Here is a 17,087-nt window from a genome sequence, read left to right as displayed (position 1 = left end):
CTATAAGTTGTAAGGGTTGCAAAAATACAACTTACAACTTATAACTCAAAATTTATAACTCAGTAATTACCAGCTAGCTTTTCTAACTCCTGGTATTTTACCGTCTAAAGCCATTTCACGGAAAGTTACTCTTGAGATACCAAAAGTACGCATATATCCACGAGGACGACCTGTTAATTTGCAACGGTTGTGCAAACGCACTGCCGATGAATTTTTAGGTAATTTATCTAATCCTGCGAAATCACCTGCTGCTTTTAATTCAGCACGTTTATCTGCATATTTAGCAACCAATTTTTGACGCTTAACTTCGCGAGCTTTTACACCTTCTTTTGCCATTATTGCTCTGTTTTTTGATTTTTAAATGGTAATCCAAATTGTTTTAAAAGTTCCAATGCTTCAACATCAGTAGTAGCAGACGTTACAAAGGTAATGTCCATACCTAAAATCTTGTTGATTTTATCAATGTTGATCTCTGGGAAAATGATTTGCTCAGTAATACCTAATGTATAATTACCTTTTCCGTCAAATCCTTTATCATTGATACCTTTGAAATCACGGATACGAGGCAAAGCTACTGAAATTAATCGATCTAAAAACTCATACATGTTATTATCACGTAATGTTACTCTTACACCTACTGGCATACCTTTACGTAATTTAAAGTTTGAGATATCTTTTTTAGATTTTGCTCCAACAGCTTGTTGACCAGCGATCGTACTCATTTCTAAGATAGAGCTATCCATAACTTTCTTATCAGTTACAGAATAACGGCCAACACCTTGGTTAATCGCAATTTTCTCTAATTTAGGAACTTGCATGATGCTTTTGTAATTGAACTTATCTTTAAGAGCAGTTACAATTTCCTCTTTATATTTACTTTTTAATCTTGGTACGTATGCCATTATTTGATTTCCTCCCCTGAAATTTTAGCAACTCTAACTAATTTTCCGTCAGCGTTTAATTTACGACCAACACGAGTAGTTTTACCAGATTTTGGATCAACCAACTGAACGTTAGAAATATGAAGAGCAGCTTCTTTTTTAATTATACCACCATTTGGTGTAGCAGCATTTGGTTTAGTATGTTTTGATACAAGGTTAATACCTTCAACAACAACTCTACTTTTGGCAACCAATACTTCTTGTACTTTACCTTGTTGGCCTTTTGAATCGCCAGCTATCACCTTTACTAAATCTCCTTTACGGATTTTTACTTTGGCTTGTGTTACTTGATTTTTCATATTATAATACCTCCGGTGCTAATGATACAATTTTCATGAATTGTTTCTCACGTAGTTCTCTCGCAACCGGGCCAAAAATACGTGTACCACGTGGCTCGTCTTGTGCATTTAACAATACTGCTGCATTGTCATCAAAACGAATATAAGAACCATCCTTACGTCTGATTTCTTTTTTAGTTCTTACTACAACTGCTTTAGAAACTGTTCCTTTTTTAATGTTACCAGATGGCAAAGCGCTTTTTACTGTAACAACAATTTTGTCACCTATAGAAGCATATCTTTTGCCAGTTCCACCAAGTACACGGATAACCAGTACTTGTTTTGCGCCGCTATTATCGGCTACGTTTAATCGTGATTCCTGTTGTACCATCTTATTTAGCTCTTTCTAAAATTTGTACCAATCTCCAGTTCTTGTTTTTACTCAGCGGACGAGTTTCTTGAATTAATACAGTATCACCGATACCACATTCGTTCTTTTCGTCATGAGCCATAAATTTGGTAGTTTTCTTAACAAACTTACCATAGATCGGGTGTTTCACTTTACGTTCAACCGCCACAACAACAGATTTATCCATTTTGTTGCTTACCACCAACCCGGTTCTTGTTTTTCTTAATTGTCTTTCCATTTCGACTCTAAAGTTATTTAGTTTCAGTTGCAGACTGAGCATTAAGCTTAGTCAATTCAGTGTTTAATCGGGCAATGTCTTTTCTTACCTTAGTAATACGGGTAGGATTTTCTATAGCCGAAATTGTATGTGCAAATTTTAACTTTACTAAGTTTTCTCTTTCTTCTGCAATCTTAGCTACTAGTTCTTCTTTTGAAAGCCCTATGATTTCTGAGTTCTTCATTTTATTAATTTTTATGTTCGGGTCTAGCGGTTATAACAACAAGTTATTTACAACATTGATCCCAAAACTTTTTTATGCTTCTACGTAATCTCTACGTACTACAAATTTTGTTTGAATAGGTAATTTTTGAGCTGCAAGTCTTAATGCTTCTTTGGCAATTTCCATTGGAACACCTTCTGCTTCAAAAATTATACGTCCGGGTCTAACAACAGCTACCCAATATTCTGGAGCACCTTTACCTTTACCCATACGTACCTCAGCTGGCTTTTTAGTTACCGGTTTATCCGGGAATATTCTAATCCAAACTTGACCTTCACGTTTCATGAAACGAGTTACCGCAATACGGGCTGCTTCTATCTGGCGACTTGTAATCCAAGTTGCCTCTAAAGATTTAATCCCGAAAGATCCGAATGATAATTCAGCACCACGAGTTGCTAAACCTTTCATTCTGCCTTTTTGCATCTTTCTGAACTTCGTTCTTTTTGGCTGTAACATTTTATTTTAATATTATCGTTAAACGATCTTGTTAACTATTTGCGTGGGCCTCTGTTGGCACCACCACCTTTATTATCTCTTCCGGCTCCGCCTTGACCTGGACGACCACCGCCTGGGCGTTTGTCATTTCTTCTGTCTCCACCGCCTCTATTATCTCTACCGCCATCACGACCACCGAAAGCACCTTGAGGTCTGTCGCCACCTTTGCCTGGAGCATTGCTCGCAGCACCGATGTTTGGAGAAAGATCACGTTTACCGTAAACTTCACCTTTACAGATCCAAACTTTAACACCTATTTTACCATAAGTAGTTAAAGCTTCTGCTAATGCGTAATCAATGTCTGCACGGAAAGTATGTAAAGGAATTCTTCCTTCTTTATACTGTTCGCTACGAGCCATCTCGGCACCACCTAAACGACCTGAAGTCATTATTTTGATACCTTCTGCACCCATACGCATTGTTGATGCGATAGTAGATTTCATTGCTCTACGGAATGAGATTCTAGCCTCAAGTTGTTTTGCAACACCTTCTGCAACTAATTGTGCATCAAGTTCAGGACGTTTAATTTCAAAGATGTTAATTTGAATTTCCTTTTTAGTCAATTTCTTTAACTCTTCTTTGATTTTATCAACCTCTTGACCTGCTTTACCTATTACAATACCTGGACGAGCTGTGTGAATAGTAACAGTGATACGTTTTAACGTACGTTCAATTACAACTTTAGCTACTCCACCTTTTGCAATACGAGCTGAAAGGTATTTTCTTATTTGTTCGTCTTCAACTAATTTATCAGCATAGTTGTTGCCTCCGAACCAATTAGAATCCCATCCTCTGATGATTCCTAATCTGGCGCCTATTGGATTTGCTTTTTGTCCCATGTTTATGAATTAGTTTGAGTTTCAACGTTTTTACTATCTACTACCAAAGTAACATGGTTTGAACGCTTACGTATTCTATAACCACGACCTTGAGGAGCTGGTCTTAATCTTTTTAATTGACGACCACCGCCTACCATTATCGTTTTCACGTATAATTGGTTTTCTTCAGGGCGAGAACCTTCATTTTTAGATTCCCAATTTTTGATTGCTGATAATAAAAGTTTCTCAACTCTTATTGCTGCTTCTTTATTGGTAAATTTCAAAATGCTTAATGCTTTCTCAACACGCTCACCTCTGATTAGATCTACAACCAAACGCATTTTACGTGGTGAGGTTGGACAATTGTTTAATTTCGCTAGTGCTTCCATCTCTTAATTATTTTTTCTTATCAGAGTGCCCTCTAAATGTTCTGGTTGGAGCAAATTCTCCTAGTTTGTGACCAACCATGTTTTCTGTTACGTATACCGGAATAAATTTATTTCCGTTGTGTACTGCAAATGTATGACCCACAAAATCTGGTGAGATCATTGATCTGCGAGACCAAGTTTTGATCACAGACTTTTTGCCTGAATCATTCATAGAGACTACTTTCTTCTCTACGTTATGGTCAATATAAGGTCCTTTTTTTATCGAACGAGCCATTATTTCTTCCTTTTCTCTATGATGAAACGATTTGAGTATTTTTTCAGTGTACGGGTTTTGAAGCCTTTAGAGTAAACTCCGTTTCTTGAACGAGGTTGACCTCCTGAAGAGCGACCTTCACCACCACCCATTGGGTGATCTACTGGGTTCATCGCTACTGGACGAGTTCTAGGGCGACGACCTAACCAACGGCTACGTCCTGCTTTACCTAATACTTCATTAGCGTGATCAGAGTTAGAAACTGCACCGATTGTTGCTAAACAGGTAACTAAGATAGATCTTACTTCGCCTGATGGCATTTTAATAGTTGCATATTTACCATCTCTAGCTGCAAGCTGTGCATAAGCACCTGCGCTACGTGCCAATTGAGCACCTTTACCAGGATGAATTTCTAAATTGTGTACAATAGATCCCAAAGGGATATTTGCCAATTTCAAAGTGTTACCTACTTCTGGAGTAGCTTTGTCACCCGAAAGCACTGTCTGTCCTACTTGCAATCCCTCAGGAGCAATAATGTAACGCTTCTCACCATCTGCGTAATGCAACAAAGCAATACGAGCTGTACGGTTTGGATCGTACTCAACAGTAGCTACTGTTGCAGGGATATCAAACTTATCACGTTTAAAATCAATTAAACGATAAGATTTTTTGTGACCACCGCCCATGTAGCGCATTGTCATCTTTCCTGTATTGTTACGACCTCCCGATTTCTTAGAAGATACAACCAATGATTTTTCGGGCTTGGTTGCTGTAATCTCCGAAAAGCTTGCGCCTACCCTAAAACGGGTTCCCGGAGTGACTGGTTTAAATTTTCTTAAGCCCATAGTTATAAATTATTCAATTCTTATTAAATATTCGCGTAATAATCTATTGTTTCGCCATCTTTCAATGTTACAATAGCTTTTTTATATTTCGGGCTACGTCCCGACACTAAACCACCTTTAGTATTTCTTGATTTCATTTTACCTACAACCACCATAGTGTTTAAGGCAATAATGTTCACTCCATACATTTTTTCGATGGCCGATTTAATCTGCAACTTGTTAGCTCTATGATCTACCCTGAAAGTAAAACGGTTAGCTTTTTCAGTTAATGCAGAAGCTTTTTCGGTTAATATTGGTTTTTGTAAAATTTCCATATTACTTGGCAAATGCCTCCTCCAATGTTTTAAGCGAATCTGCAGTTAACAAAAGTTTACCAGCGTTTAATACATCATAAGTATTTAACTGATCAGCAGTAGTTACTTTTGCTTTCTGAATATTTCTGCTTGATAAATAGATATTGTTATTTTGTGCAGGTAAAACTAATAACGTTTTCTCTCCAGCTAAATTCAATGCATTAACTAAATTGATATAGTTTTTAGTTTTAATGTTATCAAACGTGAAATCTTCTAAAACCACAACGCTGTTATCAATTGCTTTATATGATAAAGCTGATTTACGTGCTAATGATTTCAATTTCTTGTTTAATTTAAAACTGTAGTCTCTTGGTTGTGGACCAAAAACACGACCACCACCATTGAACAATGGAGATTTAATGCTTCCGGCACGTGCACCGCCAGTACCTTTTTGTTTATATAATTTACGGGTTGAACCTGCAATTTCGTTACGTTGTTTAGATTTATGAGTTCCTTGACGTTGATTAGCCAAATACTGTTTTACATCTAAATAAATCGCGTGATCGCTTGGAGTAATTCCAAATACCGACTCAGGAAGTTGCACCTTGGCACCTGTCTCTTTTCCTGTTATGTTTACTACTTTTACTTCCATCTGCTTACTTATCTAAGATTACGTAAGAACCTTTAGCTCCTGGAATGGAACCACTAACTACAACTAGGTTTTGCTCAGCATAAACTTTCAATACTTGTAAGTTTTGAATTTTCACTCTGTCTCCACCAGTTCTTCCTGCCATACGCATTCCTTTAAATACGCGAGCTGGATAAGATGCAGCACCCAATGAACCTGGAGCACGCAATCTGTTATGTTGACCGTGAGTTTGACCACCCACACCACCAAAACCGTGACGTTTTACTACACCCTGAAAACCTTTACCTTTTGAAGTACCAACAACATCAACAAAATCGCCTTCAGCAAAAATATCAACAGTAACTGTATCACCTAAACTAAGTGATGCTTCAAACTGTTCAAATTCTACCAATTTACGTTTTGGAGTTGTGTTTGCTTTCGCAAAGTGACCTTTTAAAGGCTGGGTAGTGTTTTTTGCTTTGGCTTCATCGTATCCTAGTTGAACTGATACGTAACCATCTTTCTCTTCGGTCTTAACTTGTGTTACCACACAAGGTCCAGCTTCGATCACCGTACAAGGAATATTTTTTCCTTCGGCATCAAAAATGCTGGTCATTCCTACTTTTTTTCCAATAATACCTGACATTTTCTATTTTAAATTTAACACCCATCGAAGCAGTAGGGCTTCGTTCAAGGTGGATATACATTCCCCGCTAAGGGACGGCAAAAATAGGAAAGAATTCTTAATTTTCAAATAGTTAGCTAAAAATAATTGTAAATAATTTCAATTATTTTTCTAGCACACAATGAGATAGCCTAAAAACACAGCTAATGGGCCACGTCAAGGTATAAACTGGTGATAATCACACACAATACTATTATTCCAATAAGTACATACATGTAATCTTTTTCCATTAAGAAGCTGAAAATAGAAAAAACTACTCTGGCTATTGGCGTAAAGATAAGCAGCAAAACTCCAAACTGGATAATCGCAAGCCCATCGAGTGCTTTAAGCCCCTTAAATATTTCAGCTACCGAAGAAAATTTTGCCTCTTCAGGTTTAAAATCTGTATAGGAAATAGCTTGATGAGTATGGCTCAATAAAAAAATAATTCCACCAATTAATACAACGCTAGTAGAAACTATTACACCTACACGCAAAAGTGTACCTAGTATAACCTGTACATCTTTATCGCCTAAATAATGTTTAATTTGTCTACTCATGCTCCACCTGTTAATCCTTTATAAATCATTTGAAGGGCTAAGAAAGTTACCACAATAGCAAATATTACTTTCAATTTATCGGTTTTAGTCCTGATTAAAATTTTTGCACCAATAGTAGCTCCCGTAATTACTCCAATAGTTACTGGCATTGCAATAGCTGGATCGATTTGTCCTTTATGTAAGTAAACTAATGCACTTGCTGACGCCGTAACACCAATCATGAAGTTACTAGTAGTAGTGGAGACCTTAAAAGGTATTTTCATGATGTTATCCATTCCTATTACTTTTAGTGCACCTGAGCCAATCCCTAGAAGACCTGAAAGCGTACCTGCAATAAACATCATAGCAAAACCGCCTACAACATGATGAACTGCATATTGTTTTGGTCCATTTTCAGTTGGATAACTACCATTTAATTTAAAGTAATTAGCAAGAATACTTGTTTTTTCATTATTAGAGTGGTCTACTTTTTTGCGAAGCATCATAAAAGCAGAAAACAATAAGATGAAGCCAAAAATAACAATGATATAGTCGGCTTTTATATAGGTAGCGATGATTACACCAGCTATCGCACTTGCTGTTGTTGCTATCTCTAAAAACATCCCAATCCTTACATTAGTAATTCCTTCCTTCACATAAGCGGCAGCAGAACCTGAAGATGTTGCGATGACCGAGATGATTGAAGCACCAATTGCATAATGAATATCAACTCCTAAACCCAAAGTAAGCAAGGGTATAATAATTACACCTCCGCCAAGACCCGTTAGGGAGCCCAATAATCCTGCAAGGAAAGCACCAATTAAAACAATAATGGTAAAAAGCAATACCGACATGCTGGCAAATATACCCGCCTTAATTCGCTTAACCTAGAATAATTTGCATTAAGTAAACTACCAAAAAGATGTGCTTAATAGGCTTTAAGCTTATGAATAGAGTAAATAAGGCGTATATTTCGAGGTGCTGCAAATTAGGTAAACACAATATTTTTTGATTATACTTGTTAAAGTTAACAACGATATTACTAATATGAAACAAAGATTACTTTCTATTACTGCCATTCTAATTTTAGGAATCTTTGCTCAAAATATTTGGGCACAAACTCCAATTAAAACACCTGTTAAAACACAACGAGTTTACACAAAGGCATTAGACACTGCTAAAAACACTGATCCGAGTTTAAAAGGACAATATTTATTTATGTTGTCTAGATCGAAAAGCTTAAATGGATATAAATTGATCAATCCTTATCGATTATCAACAGTTTGGCAAAGTGTAACTGACACCTTACGTAAAGAACGCACAGAGTTAAAGAACGCAAAAGCGAAGGTTATTGAGCAAGAAAAAAAAATTTCAAGTTTAAAAACTGAAATTAGCGGTAAAGAAAACACCTTAAACGATACAACTGCCAAAGCTGATGAAATTGCTTTTTTAGGTATTTCTTTTACTAAAGGAACTTACAATATTATTGTTTGGTCTATCATCATCATTTTAGCTATATCTTTGTTTATTGTAATTGCTCGTTCTGCAAAAAACATTTTAGAAGCTAAGCATAGAACACAACTTTACGATGAAATTTCTACTGAATATCAAGCATATAAGGTAAAAACAAATGAACAACAACGTAAATTAGCACGAGAGCTCCAAGATGAACGCAATGTCATTGAAGAAATGAAAAGTAAAGGAAAGTAATTTAACACAAAAAATAATTCATAAAAAAAGACCCTTAGAAATTCTAAGGGTCTTTTTTTAATTCTATAAAATCATTAAACTTTGATTTCTACTTCAACACCGCTAGGTAATTCAAGTTTCATCAACGCATCAACAGTTTTAGAGTTAGAGCTATAAATATCTAGAAGACGTTTATATGCACATAATTGAAATTGCTCACGTGCTTTTTTGTTTACGTGTGGTGAACGCAAAACAGTGAAGATTTTCTTTTCTGTTGGCAACGGAATTGGCCCGCTAACTACTGCACCCGTAGGTTTTACAGTTTTAACGATTTTCTCAGCAGATTTATCTACCAAGTTATAATCGTAAGATTTTAATTTGATTCTAATTCTTTGGCTCATTATATTTTTAATTATGATCCCTTGTTAGAGCTATTAATAACAAGGGATCGGTTTATTTTTATTAGTCTTCTGACTTAACTTTACCTTTTGATTTGGCAATTACTTCATCTTGTACGTTTTTAGGCGCTGCTTCATAATGATCAAATTCCATTGTTGAAGTTGCACGGCCAGAAGTAATTGTACGTAATTGAGTTACATAACCAAACATTTCTGAAAGTGGAACCAATGCTTTAATTACTTGAGCACCATTACGTGTATCCATACCTTGTAATTGACCACGACGACGGTTCATGTCACCGATAACATCACCCATGTTTTCTTCAGGAGTTAAGATCTCGATTTTCATAATTGGCTCCATCAAAGTAGGCTTACATTTTGGCAAAGCCTCACGGTATGCCATTCTAGCTGCTAACTCAAATGACAAAGCATCTGAATCGACTGCGTGGAATGAACCATCAATTAAACGAACTTTCATATCAGGTAGTGGATAACCAGCTAATACACCATTTGACATTGCAGATGCAAAACCTTTTTCAACCGAAGGAATAAATTCACGAGGAATTGCACCACCTACGATCTCATTCACAAACTGTAAACCGCCTTTTTCATAATCTGCATCAATTGGAGAGATAACAACTTTGATATCAGCAAATTTACCACGACCACCTGATTGTTTTTTATAAGTTTCACGATGCTCAGTTGTGCCAAAAATTGCCTCTTTATAAGCTACTTGTGGTGCACCTTGGTTAACCTCTACTTTAAATTCACGTTTTAAACGGTCAATTAAAATATCTAAGTGAAGCTCACCCATACCCGAGATAACTGTTTGACCAGTTTCCTCATCAGTTTGAACTCTAAATGTAGGATCTTCCTCAGCTAATTTACCTAAAGCCATACCTAATTTATCAACGTCTGCTTGAGTTTTAGGCTCAATTGCTAAACCAATTACTGGCTCAGGGAAGTTCATTGATTCAAGGATGATTGGGTTTTTCTCATCACAAAGTGTATCTCCAGTTTTGATATCTTTAAAACCTACAACAGCAGCAATATCACCAGCACCTACATTAGGAATTGGGTTTTGCTTGTTTGCATGCATTTGGAAGATACGAGAAATACGTTCTTTGTTTTCAGAACGTGTATTATAAACGTAAGAACCTGCTTCTAGGTTACCTGAATAAACACGGATAAAGCACAAACGACCTACAAAAGGATCTGTTGCAATTTTAAACGCTAAAGCTGCAAAAGGTTCTTTTTCAGAAGGTTTTAATAATACTTCTTGATCAGTATTAGGATTTGTTCCAGTTACACCTTCGCTATCTAATGGTGAAGGCAATAATTCCATCACATAATCTAGCATAGTTTGTACACCTTTATTTTTGAAAGACGAACCACAAACCATAGGAACAATTTTAGCATCTAAAACTGCTGCACGTAAAGCATCTAAAATTTCACGCTCAGTGATTGAATTTGGATCTTCGAAGAATTTCTCCATCAAAGTCTCATCATAATCAGCAACTGATTCTAGTAATTTCTCTCTCCATTCAGCAACCTCATCTAACATATCATCAGGAATTGGCACTTCTGTAAAGGTCATTCCTTTATCATGCTCATTCCAAACAATACCACGATTGTTGATCAAATCAACTACGCCTTTAAATGAATCTTCAGAACCGATAGGTAATTGCAATGGAACTGCATTACTACCTAACATATCTTTAACTTGTTTAACAACTTTTAAGAAGTCTGCTCCAGAACGGTCCATTTTGTTAACGAAACCGATACGAGCAACATTATAGTTGTTAGCTAAACGCCAGTTAGTTTCAGATTGAGGCTCAACACCATCAACAGCTGAAAACAAAAACACTAGACCATCTAACACACGTAGTGAACGATTTACCTCAACGGTAAAATCAACGTGTCCAGGTGTATCGATAATATTAATGTGGTATTTGCTACCTCTATAGTTCCAATTAACTGTCGTTGCAGCAGAAGTAATGGTAATACCACGTTCTTGCTCTTGTGCCATCCAGTCCATTGTTGCAGCACCTTCGTGTACCTCTCCAATTTTGTGACTAACACCAGCATAATAAAGAATACGCTCAGTTGTTGTAGTTTTACCCGCATCAATGTGAGCAGCGATTCCGATATTTCTTGTAAATTTTAAATCTCTTGACATTATAATCTTATTAGAATCTAAAGTGTGAGAACGCTTTGTTAGCTTCAGCCATTTTATGCGTATCTTCTTTCTTTTTAACTGCTGCACCTTCGCCTTTAGCTGCTGAAACGATTTCACCTGCTAATTTTTCTTTCATGGTTTTTTCCCCACGTTTACGAGCGTAAGAAATTAACCATTTCATGCCTAAAGCAATTTTACGGTCTGGTCTTACCTCTGTAGGTACTTGGAAGTTTGCACCACCAACACGGCGAGATTTAACCTCTACTGCTGGCATAATGTTAGTTAAAGCACGTTTAAATACTTCTAATCCGTTCTCGCTTGTTTTTTTCTCAGCGATTTCAACTGCATCATAAAAAATAGAGTAAGCGATAGATTTTTTACCGTCAAACATCATATTGTTTACAAATCTTGTAACCTGAACATCGTTAAATTTAGGATCAGGAAGAATAATTCTCTTTTTTGGTTTTGATTTTCTCATTTCTGTTTCCTCCTAATTATTTTTTCTTTCCTTTAGTTGGTGCTGCAGCCGCTTGTCCTGGTTTAGGACGCTTAGTACCATATTTACTACGACGTTGGTTACGACCAGCTACACCTGACGTATCTAATGCACCACGAATGATGTGATAACGTACACCTGGTAAATCTTTAACACGACCACCACGAATTAACACGATTGAGTGCTCTTGTAAGTTGTGGCCTTCTCCAGGAATATAGGCATTCACCTCTTTTCCATTGGTTAAACGTACACGGGCAACTTTACGCATTGCTGAGTTTGGTTTTTTAGGGGTAGTAGTATATACACGTGTACATACACCTCTTCGCTGTGGACAGCTGTCCAACGCTGGAGACTTACTCTTGAACTCCAGTGCTACTCTACCTTTTCTAACTAATTGTTGAATGGTTGGCATTTCTTGCTTTTTGTTTTTTCTATTTTTATTTAAAAACTCCCATAATGGCCAGCCTACAACAAGGCCACATTAAGGGACTGCAAAAGTAGGAACTTAATTTGTGATAATCAAGGGCTTGTATGATATTTTTTAAGAAAGATGTAGATGAGCTAAATGATGTAAATTATTGATTCACAACTTAAGTACTCAGTTTAGTGTCTTTTAAGTGTGATTATCTTTTTGTTTTGATTATTCTTCCAGTAATTAGATGGAATTCATAAATTTTATACAACCCATCATCGGTTGTTTCAATACTTTCTACCAAACTTGTTTTACTAAAACCATCTGTTACTAAATCGCCAACTTTAATAGCTTGAAGTATTTCTTCAGAAGTTTCATCATTTATTCTAATCATAACTTAATTTTCATTACAAAGTTAAACTCTTTAAATTAATACCTAATTTTAATTATGGTTACTTTAGAAACAATGCGAGAAATTGCTTTATCATTCCCAGAAACTAGTGAACAGCCTCATTTTGATAAAATTTCTTTTCGTGTAGGTAAAAAAATATTTGCTACGTATGATGTAAAGAAAAATCAGGCTTGCCTTATGGTATCACCAATAGATCAATCGGTTTTCTCTGCATTTGATCCGAGTATTATTTTTGCGGTGACTAATAAGTGGGGCCAAAAAGGAGCAACTTTCTTCATTTTGAATAAAGTTAGGGTTGATTTGTTTACCGATGCCTTAACAACTGCTTATTGTAATATCGCTCCAAAAAAACTTGCAGAAAATTATCGATTATAAAAAAACTCCCTAGCATATCCATACTAGAGAGTTTTATAAACAAAACTTAATTATTGACTATTTTTTAGTCGCTGCTTTTTTAGCTTCTTTTTTTGCTTTTTTAACAGCTTTTTTTGCCGATGTAGTATCTGCTTTTTTCTCAACTTTAGCTGGTTTAGCTGCTTTTACAGTTTGTTTAGCTGCTTTAGCTGGTGCAGTTTGTGCACTTACTGTGTTAACTGTAAATGCTGCTACTAGGGCGATCATTAGAACTTTAATTGCTTTCATTTTTTTATGATTTAGTGATTGTTATAATTATTTAACACTGCTAAATTCTATATACAAGATGAAGATTTAATGAATATTGATATTTCTATTTTAAAATTTTCTAAGTAAAAGAAAAAGCCCTTTGGCAGACTGTACCAAGGGGCTTTTAATTGCTGTTAACATTAATTATTTTTTAACTGCATTAACTTTTTTAGCGGCATGTTTTCTATGCCCTTTATGTGTTTTTTTCACATGTTTAGCTGCAGGTTTTTCTGTTTTTGCGGCTGGTTTAGCTGGAGTGGTTTGCGCACTTACTGTGTTTACTGTAAATGCTGCTACCAAGGCGATCATTAAAACTTTAATTGCTTTCATTTTTTTTATGATTTAGTGATTATTAAAATCGTTTAACAATACTAAATTCAATATCTAAAATGAAGTTTCTGTGAAGTTAATCATTACTCAAAAATAAAATTTATTGGTTATTTCATTACCCATTTTATACCCGCAAGCAAATGCTGCAAAAATAAAGAGTCTGTATAACACTCTTTGGTATGACCAAGTGCGGTATAAAACACTTTTCCTCCTTCAAAATTATGGTACCAACTGATAGGATGATCATTTTTCATAGTTCCCCCTTGGTATGAAGTTTCATCTACTTTAATTAATACGTTAACTGAAGTATTAAAAGATTTAAAATTATACCATTCATCTTTATGTGACCATGGTTGAGGCAAATCTTTAACCATTTTATTTTTGGCCTCAATAATATTCAATTTTGCTTCTTGAATTTTCGGGTGACTATCAAAGAACCCACCTACCATTTTACCATACCACTCCCATTCAAAATTACAATCTGATGCTGCATGAATGCCAACAAAACCACCTCCATTATTTATGTACTTCTTAAGAGCTGCTTTTTGTTCATCAGTAAAAATATTACTGCCTGTAGGACTTAAAAACACAAGTGCTTTATATTTTTTCAAATTTTCTGCAGTGAATAAATTTACGTTTGTTGTTGTATCTACCGTAAATCTATTTGTTGCACCTAGTTTTTGAATAGCATTAATTCCATCTGTTATCGATGCATGATGATATCCTTTTGTTAGAGAAAACACAAGAACAACAGGTTTTTTAGCCGTTTTTTTCTTTTCGATTTTAAAACCAAAAGATAGTAGGCATAATAAAAACAAAATTATTTTCGATTGAAACTTCATTGCAATTTAGTCAATTAATGGAAGGTATTTAGGTAAAGTTTTTCGACTTTTTTTCTTGCCCAATCGGTTTTACGCAAAAATTTAAGGCTTGATTTTAAAGATGGATCATTTTTGAAACAAGCAATGTTAACCAGTTTTCCTAGTTCCTCCCAACCATAATGGAAAAACAATTGCTTTACGATAAACTCGAGTGTTAAACCATGTAGCGGATTATTTTTTTGTTCTTGTAATGCCATTTGAACAAAGGTAATAGTTTAAGCTGAAAGCAGAAACACTACTATAAAAAGTAAAAAGGTGCAAGAATTAGTTGCCTAATCCTCACACCTCTCTACAAAGCTTAATATTTTTTATTTAGCTTTTGTTAACACAAAGCTTTGACCCTGTGCCCCTAACGTAAGTTCATTTTTCGTTGTATTAAAATCAAATTCTAAGTCATTTGCTTCTTGAACAAATTTAGTACCGCTTGAAAAAGTTATAGGAAATGCTGGATTTGTTCCAATTTGAGCCATTAACTTATTATCAGCTTTAGTAATTACAATTTTAACTGGTATATCCGGAGAAGAGTAAGTGCCTAAAAATACATCTAAATTAGCTGGTGGAGTTGTTGAAACAGCAGCAGTTCCTTCAGAAGTCCATTTGTTATTATCTGGATTTCCATCTGGCAATACTTTTTCAGGATCCAATGTTACTTCAGTAATTTCTTCTGTTGTAGGATAGCGTACCAACCAAGTTGTATTTTTCATCCAAACATCAACTGGAACTTTAACAATTTCGGTTTTACCACTTTTCGATTTAATTTGTAATATAATCGGCATTGGCATTTTCTCCAAGTTTTTCACTTGAATAGTATAACCTGTTAATTTTCCATCTTTCATTACTGGTTTAACATCTCCTAAACCTTGATCATTTTTCCAACTGTTTAAGAACCAGCTTCTCCAGAACCAAGCTAAATCTTCGCCAGCTCCATTTTCCATTGAACGGAAGAAGTCAAAAGGTGTAGGATGTTTAAACGCCCAGTTTTTAATGTATTGTCTAAAGGCATAATCAAAACGATCTTTACCTAAAATTTGGTTTCTTAAAATATCTAAACCCCATCCTGGTTTGCTGTATAAGTTAATCCCAATATTAGCTTCTGCCATTCCATCAGGCATTTGCATAATGTTTTCGTAACGTGGATTACCAATATTAGCTTTCCCAATTCGGTTCATATCTGCTGGGCGTTGTTTGTACTCGCCATTGTTAAAATTCTGTGAAGAAATACCGTTAATGAATGTATTGAAACCTTCATCCATCCAACCGTATTTACGTTCGTTTGAGCCCACAATCATAGGGAACCATGAGTGACCAAACTCGTGGTCAATTACACCCCAAGCACCACCTTTTTTAGCAGTCCAACCGCAAAAAACAATACCAGGATACTCCATACCACCAATATTAGTAGCTACGTTAACTGCCATTGGATATGGAAACTCATACCACATTTTTGAATAATGCTCAATTGTAGATTTAACATATTCTACTCCACGACCATAACTATCTATCCCATTACTTTCTACTGGATGTGCAGAAACTGCTAAACCTTTTCTTCCGCTAGGGAAATTGATGCGTGCTGCATCTAACACGAATGCTTTTGAAGAAGCCCAAGCTGCATCACGAGCATTAGTAATTTTAAACTTCCAAGTTAATTTATCTTTTGCAGGGCGAGATTTAGGATCTAAAACCTCCGCTTCTGAACGAATATGAACTGTTGCATCACTTGCTTTTGCAGCATTCCATCTTTTTAATTGTTCTGCTGTAAATACTTCTTGTGGATTTAATAACTCTCCAGAACCCATTACAATATGACTTGCCGGTGCAGTAATAGCATAAGTTATGTCACCATACTCGCAATAAAACTCGCCACCACCCCAATAAGGCAATGTATTCCACCCTAACACATCATCATATACACACATACGTGGAAACCATTGTGCAATAGCAAAAATTTCTCCATTTTTTGTAGTTAAATGACCTGTTCTGTCCGAACCTTCTTTTGGAAGAATATAAGAATAATCCATTTTAATGGTAATTACATCGCCATTGGCAGCCATTGGCTGATCTAAACGGATTTGCATGCGTGTATCTTCTACTATTGAAGTGAATTTAACCGCAGCAGCTTTTTGAGAAACACTAATGTTTTGAATTTTGTAACCACCATCAAATTTCTCGCCTTGGGCGCCATAACGACTACGTGCAGGTGTAACTGCATACCCACGAGAAGTTTCTTTAAAAGTATTTTGATCTAATTGCAACCACAAATATGGTAATTTATCTGGGCTATTGTTTTTGTAAGTAAGTGTTACTGTTCCACTAACCATATTTTTGGTTTCATCAAGACTAGCGGTAATATTGTAATCTACTCTGTTTTGCCAGTATTTAGCACTAGGCGCACCGTTTGCAGAGCGAAATTCGTTTCCATTTTGTGTATAGAACAATGGCCCGAATGCATCTGCAGGAACATAATTTGTTGTGGGTGGAGTTGTTGATTGTTGTGCAAAGCTGGTAAGGCTACACGCACTAATAACCACCGCACATAAAAAGGGTTTAGTTATAAATTTAAGCATGTTAATTGTTT

Annotated in this window: 28 protein-coding genes; 2 read left to right on the top strand and 26 right to left on the bottom strand. The window is 35.7% G+C overall.

All coding sequences use genetic code 11. The annotated features are described in order from the left end of the window. Nucleotides 1-66 precede the first annotated feature (66 nt). The 16 genes from rpsN to HQN85_RS10535 all read right to left on the bottom strand — a co-directional run bounded on the left by rpsN (nucleotide 67) and on the right by HQN85_RS10535 (nucleotide 7,906). Nucleotides 67-336: a 30S ribosomal protein S14 gene (gene rpsN / locus HQN85_RS10610; RefSeq protein WP_173271964.1), complete on the bottom strand. Its 270-nt coding sequence runs from the start codon at nucleotides 334-336 to the stop codon at nucleotides 67-69. Next, entirely contained in the window at nucleotides 336-902 is a 567-nt protein-coding gene (gene rplE / locus HQN85_RS10605; protein WP_131555077.1) for a 50S ribosomal protein L5, read from the bottom strand. The genes rpsN and rplE overlap by 1 nt, the downstream gene beginning before the upstream one ends. Then, nucleotides 902-1,240 (bottom strand): 50S ribosomal protein L24, encoded by a 339-nt coding sequence (gene rplX / locus HQN85_RS10600; RefSeq protein ID WP_173271962.1) that lies wholly within the window; start codon nucleotides 1,238-1,240, stop codon nucleotides 902-904. Before rplX ends, rplE begins: the two co-directional genes overlap by 1 nt. A 1-nt stretch (nucleotide 1,241) precedes the next feature. Then, nucleotides 1,242-1,610, bottom strand: a complete 369-nt coding sequence (rplN, locus tag HQN85_RS10595) for a 50S ribosomal protein L14 (RefSeq protein WP_041878524.1) — start codon at nucleotides 1,608-1,610, stop codon at nucleotides 1,242-1,244. Nucleotide 1,611: 1 nt separating this feature from the next. Beyond that, on the bottom strand, nucleotides 1,612-1,866 hold the full coding sequence (gene rpsQ, locus HQN85_RS10590) for a 30S ribosomal protein S17 (protein ID WP_055130475.1): 255 nt from the start codon (nucleotides 1,864-1,866) through the stop codon (nucleotides 1,612-1,614). Nucleotides 1,867-1,879: 13 nt separating this feature from the next. Beyond that, complete coding sequence (rpmC, locus tag HQN85_RS10585) at nucleotides 1,880-2,089, bottom strand: 50S ribosomal protein L29 (protein ID WP_173271960.1); 210 nt, start codon at nucleotides 2,087-2,089, stop codon at nucleotides 1,880-1,882. 72 nt (nucleotides 2,090-2,161) lie between these two features. Next, nucleotides 2,162-2,584 carry a 50S ribosomal protein L16 gene (gene rplP, locus HQN85_RS10580; RefSeq protein WP_173271958.1) on the bottom strand — a complete coding sequence of 141 codons (423 nt, stop codon included), beginning with the start codon at nucleotides 2,582-2,584 and terminating at the stop codon, nucleotides 2,162-2,164. A gap of 35 nt (nucleotides 2,585-2,619) precedes the next feature. Further along, a complete protein-coding gene (rpsC, locus tag HQN85_RS10575; RefSeq protein WP_173271955.1) occupies nucleotides 2,620-3,462 on the bottom strand; it encodes a 30S ribosomal protein S3 in 843 nt (280 codons plus the stop codon). A gap of 2 nt (nucleotides 3,463-3,464) precedes the next feature. Continuing rightward, nucleotides 3,465-3,830 carry a 50S ribosomal protein L22 gene (gene rplV / locus HQN85_RS10570; protein WP_173271953.1) on the bottom strand — a complete coding sequence of 122 codons (366 nt, stop codon included), beginning with the start codon at nucleotides 3,828-3,830 and terminating at the stop codon, nucleotides 3,465-3,467. 7 nt (nucleotides 3,831-3,837) lie between these two features. After that, a complete protein-coding gene (rpsS, locus tag HQN85_RS10565) occupies nucleotides 3,838-4,104 on the bottom strand; it encodes a 30S ribosomal protein S19 (protein ID WP_055130480.1) in 267 nt (88 codons plus the stop codon). After that, a complete protein-coding gene (gene rplB, locus HQN85_RS10560; protein ID WP_173271951.1) occupies nucleotides 4,104-4,928 on the bottom strand; it encodes a 50S ribosomal protein L2 in 825 nt (274 codons plus the stop codon). Before rplB ends, rpsS begins: the two co-directional genes overlap by 1 nt. 23 nt (nucleotides 4,929-4,951) lie before the next feature. Further along, a complete protein-coding gene (gene rplW, locus HQN85_RS10555) occupies nucleotides 4,952-5,242 on the bottom strand; it encodes a 50S ribosomal protein L23 (protein ID WP_173271949.1) in 291 nt (96 codons plus the stop codon). Nucleotide 5,243: 1 nt separating this feature from the next. Next, the gene (rplD, locus tag HQN85_RS10550) at nucleotides 5,244-5,873 is read right to left on the bottom strand and encodes a 50S ribosomal protein L4 (protein ID WP_173271947.1); all 630 of its coding nucleotides are present in this window, start codon (nucleotides 5,871-5,873) and stop codon (nucleotides 5,244-5,246) included. A 4-nt stretch (nucleotides 5,874-5,877) separates the two neighbouring features. Beyond that, complete coding sequence (rplC, locus tag HQN85_RS10545) at nucleotides 5,878-6,495, bottom strand: 50S ribosomal protein L3 (RefSeq protein WP_173271945.1); 618 nt, start codon at nucleotides 6,493-6,495, stop codon at nucleotides 5,878-5,880. Between the two features lie 182 nt (nucleotides 6,496-6,677). Beyond that, entirely contained in the window at nucleotides 6,678-7,073 is a 396-nt protein-coding gene (locus HQN85_RS10540) for a DUF1634 domain-containing protein (RefSeq protein ID WP_173271943.1), read from the bottom strand. Further along, nucleotides 7,070-7,906 (bottom strand): sulfite exporter TauE/SafE family protein, encoded by an 837-nt coding sequence (locus tag HQN85_RS10535; protein ID WP_173271941.1) that lies wholly within the window; start codon nucleotides 7,904-7,906, stop codon nucleotides 7,070-7,072. Before HQN85_RS10535 ends, HQN85_RS10540 begins: the two co-directional genes overlap by 4 nt. A gap of 193 nt (nucleotides 7,907-8,099) precedes the next feature. Here HQN85_RS10535 and HQN85_RS10530 point away from each other — a divergent pair, with 193 nt between their 5' ends. Continuing rightward, the gene (locus HQN85_RS10530; protein ID WP_173271939.1) at nucleotides 8,100-8,762 is read left to right on the top strand and encodes a hypothetical protein; all 663 of its coding nucleotides are present in this window, start codon (nucleotides 8,100-8,102) and stop codon (nucleotides 8,760-8,762) included. Nucleotides 8,763-8,836: 74 nt separating this feature from the next. Here the strand turns inward: HQN85_RS10530 and rpsJ are convergent, their stop codons facing one another. The 5 genes from rpsJ to HQN85_RS10505 form a co-directional block, all read right to left on the bottom strand. Beyond that, nucleotides 8,837-9,142 carry a 30S ribosomal protein S10 gene (rpsJ, locus tag HQN85_RS10525; protein WP_008244591.1) on the bottom strand — a complete coding sequence of 102 codons (306 nt, stop codon included), beginning with the start codon at nucleotides 9,140-9,142 and terminating at the stop codon, nucleotides 8,837-8,839. Nucleotides 9,143-9,203: 61 nt separating this feature from the next. After that, nucleotides 9,204-11,318, bottom strand: a complete 2,115-nt coding sequence (gene fusA, locus HQN85_RS10520) for an elongation factor G (protein WP_173271937.1) — start codon at nucleotides 11,316-11,318, stop codon at nucleotides 9,204-9,206. 10 nt (nucleotides 11,319-11,328) lie between these two features. Then, on the bottom strand, nucleotides 11,329-11,796 hold the full coding sequence (rpsG, locus tag HQN85_RS10515; protein ID WP_173271935.1) for a 30S ribosomal protein S7: 468 nt from the start codon (nucleotides 11,794-11,796) through the stop codon (nucleotides 11,329-11,331). A 16-nt stretch (nucleotides 11,797-11,812) separates the two neighbouring features. Next, on the bottom strand, nucleotides 11,813-12,226 hold the full coding sequence (rpsL, locus tag HQN85_RS10510; RefSeq protein ID WP_109926363.1) for a 30S ribosomal protein S12: 414 nt from the start codon (nucleotides 12,224-12,226) through the stop codon (nucleotides 11,813-11,815). A 211-nt stretch (nucleotides 12,227-12,437) separates the two neighbouring features. Next, complete coding sequence (locus HQN85_RS10505; RefSeq protein ID WP_173271933.1) at nucleotides 12,438-12,620, bottom strand: hypothetical protein; 183 nt, start codon at nucleotides 12,618-12,620, stop codon at nucleotides 12,438-12,440. Nucleotides 12,621-12,674: 54 nt separating this feature from the next. Here HQN85_RS10505 and HQN85_RS10500 point away from each other — a divergent pair, with 54 nt between their 5' ends. Continuing rightward, the gene (locus tag HQN85_RS10500; RefSeq protein ID WP_173271931.1) at nucleotides 12,675-13,013 is read left to right on the top strand and encodes an MmcQ/YjbR family DNA-binding protein; all 339 of its coding nucleotides are present in this window, start codon (nucleotides 12,675-12,677) and stop codon (nucleotides 13,011-13,013) included. A gap of 57 nt (nucleotides 13,014-13,070) precedes the next feature. Here the strand turns inward: HQN85_RS10500 and HQN85_RS10495 are convergent, their stop codons facing one another. The 5 genes from HQN85_RS10495 to HQN85_RS10475 all read right to left on the bottom strand — a co-directional run bounded on the left by HQN85_RS10495 (nucleotide 13,071) and on the right by HQN85_RS10475 (nucleotide 17,076). Continuing rightward, the gene (locus HQN85_RS10495) at nucleotides 13,071-13,280 is read right to left on the bottom strand and encodes a hypothetical protein (RefSeq protein ID WP_173271929.1); all 210 of its coding nucleotides are present in this window, start codon (nucleotides 13,278-13,280) and stop codon (nucleotides 13,071-13,073) included. A gap of 165 nt (nucleotides 13,281-13,445) precedes the next feature. After that, the gene (locus tag HQN85_RS10490) at nucleotides 13,446-13,631 is read right to left on the bottom strand and encodes a hypothetical protein (RefSeq protein ID WP_173271927.1); all 186 of its coding nucleotides are present in this window, start codon (nucleotides 13,629-13,631) and stop codon (nucleotides 13,446-13,448) included. Nucleotides 13,632-13,738: 107 nt separating this feature from the next. Then, complete coding sequence (locus HQN85_RS10485; RefSeq protein WP_173271925.1) at nucleotides 13,739-14,473, bottom strand: ThuA domain-containing protein; 735 nt, start codon at nucleotides 14,471-14,473, stop codon at nucleotides 13,739-13,741. A gap of 14 nt (nucleotides 14,474-14,487) precedes the next feature. Continuing rightward, entirely contained in the window at nucleotides 14,488-14,709 is a 222-nt protein-coding gene (locus HQN85_RS10480; RefSeq protein ID WP_173271923.1) for a VF530 family protein, read from the bottom strand. Between the two features lie 111 nt (nucleotides 14,710-14,820). Beyond that, nucleotides 14,821-17,076, bottom strand: coding sequence for a M1 family metallopeptidase (locus HQN85_RS10475; protein WP_173271921.1), 2,256 nt, complete (start codon nucleotides 17,074-17,076; stop codon nucleotides 14,821-14,823). Between the last annotated feature and the right edge of the window lie 11 nt (nucleotides 17,077-17,087).

It is taken from the genome of Pedobacter boryungensis (assembly GCF_013204825.1).
Taxonomy (GTDB): domain Bacteria; phylum Bacteroidota; class Bacteroidia; order Sphingobacteriales; family Sphingobacteriaceae; genus Pedobacter; species Pedobacter boryungensis.
The sequence above is the reverse complement of the archived record's forward strand: the minus strand, read 5'-3'. Positions and strand labels throughout refer to the sequence as shown.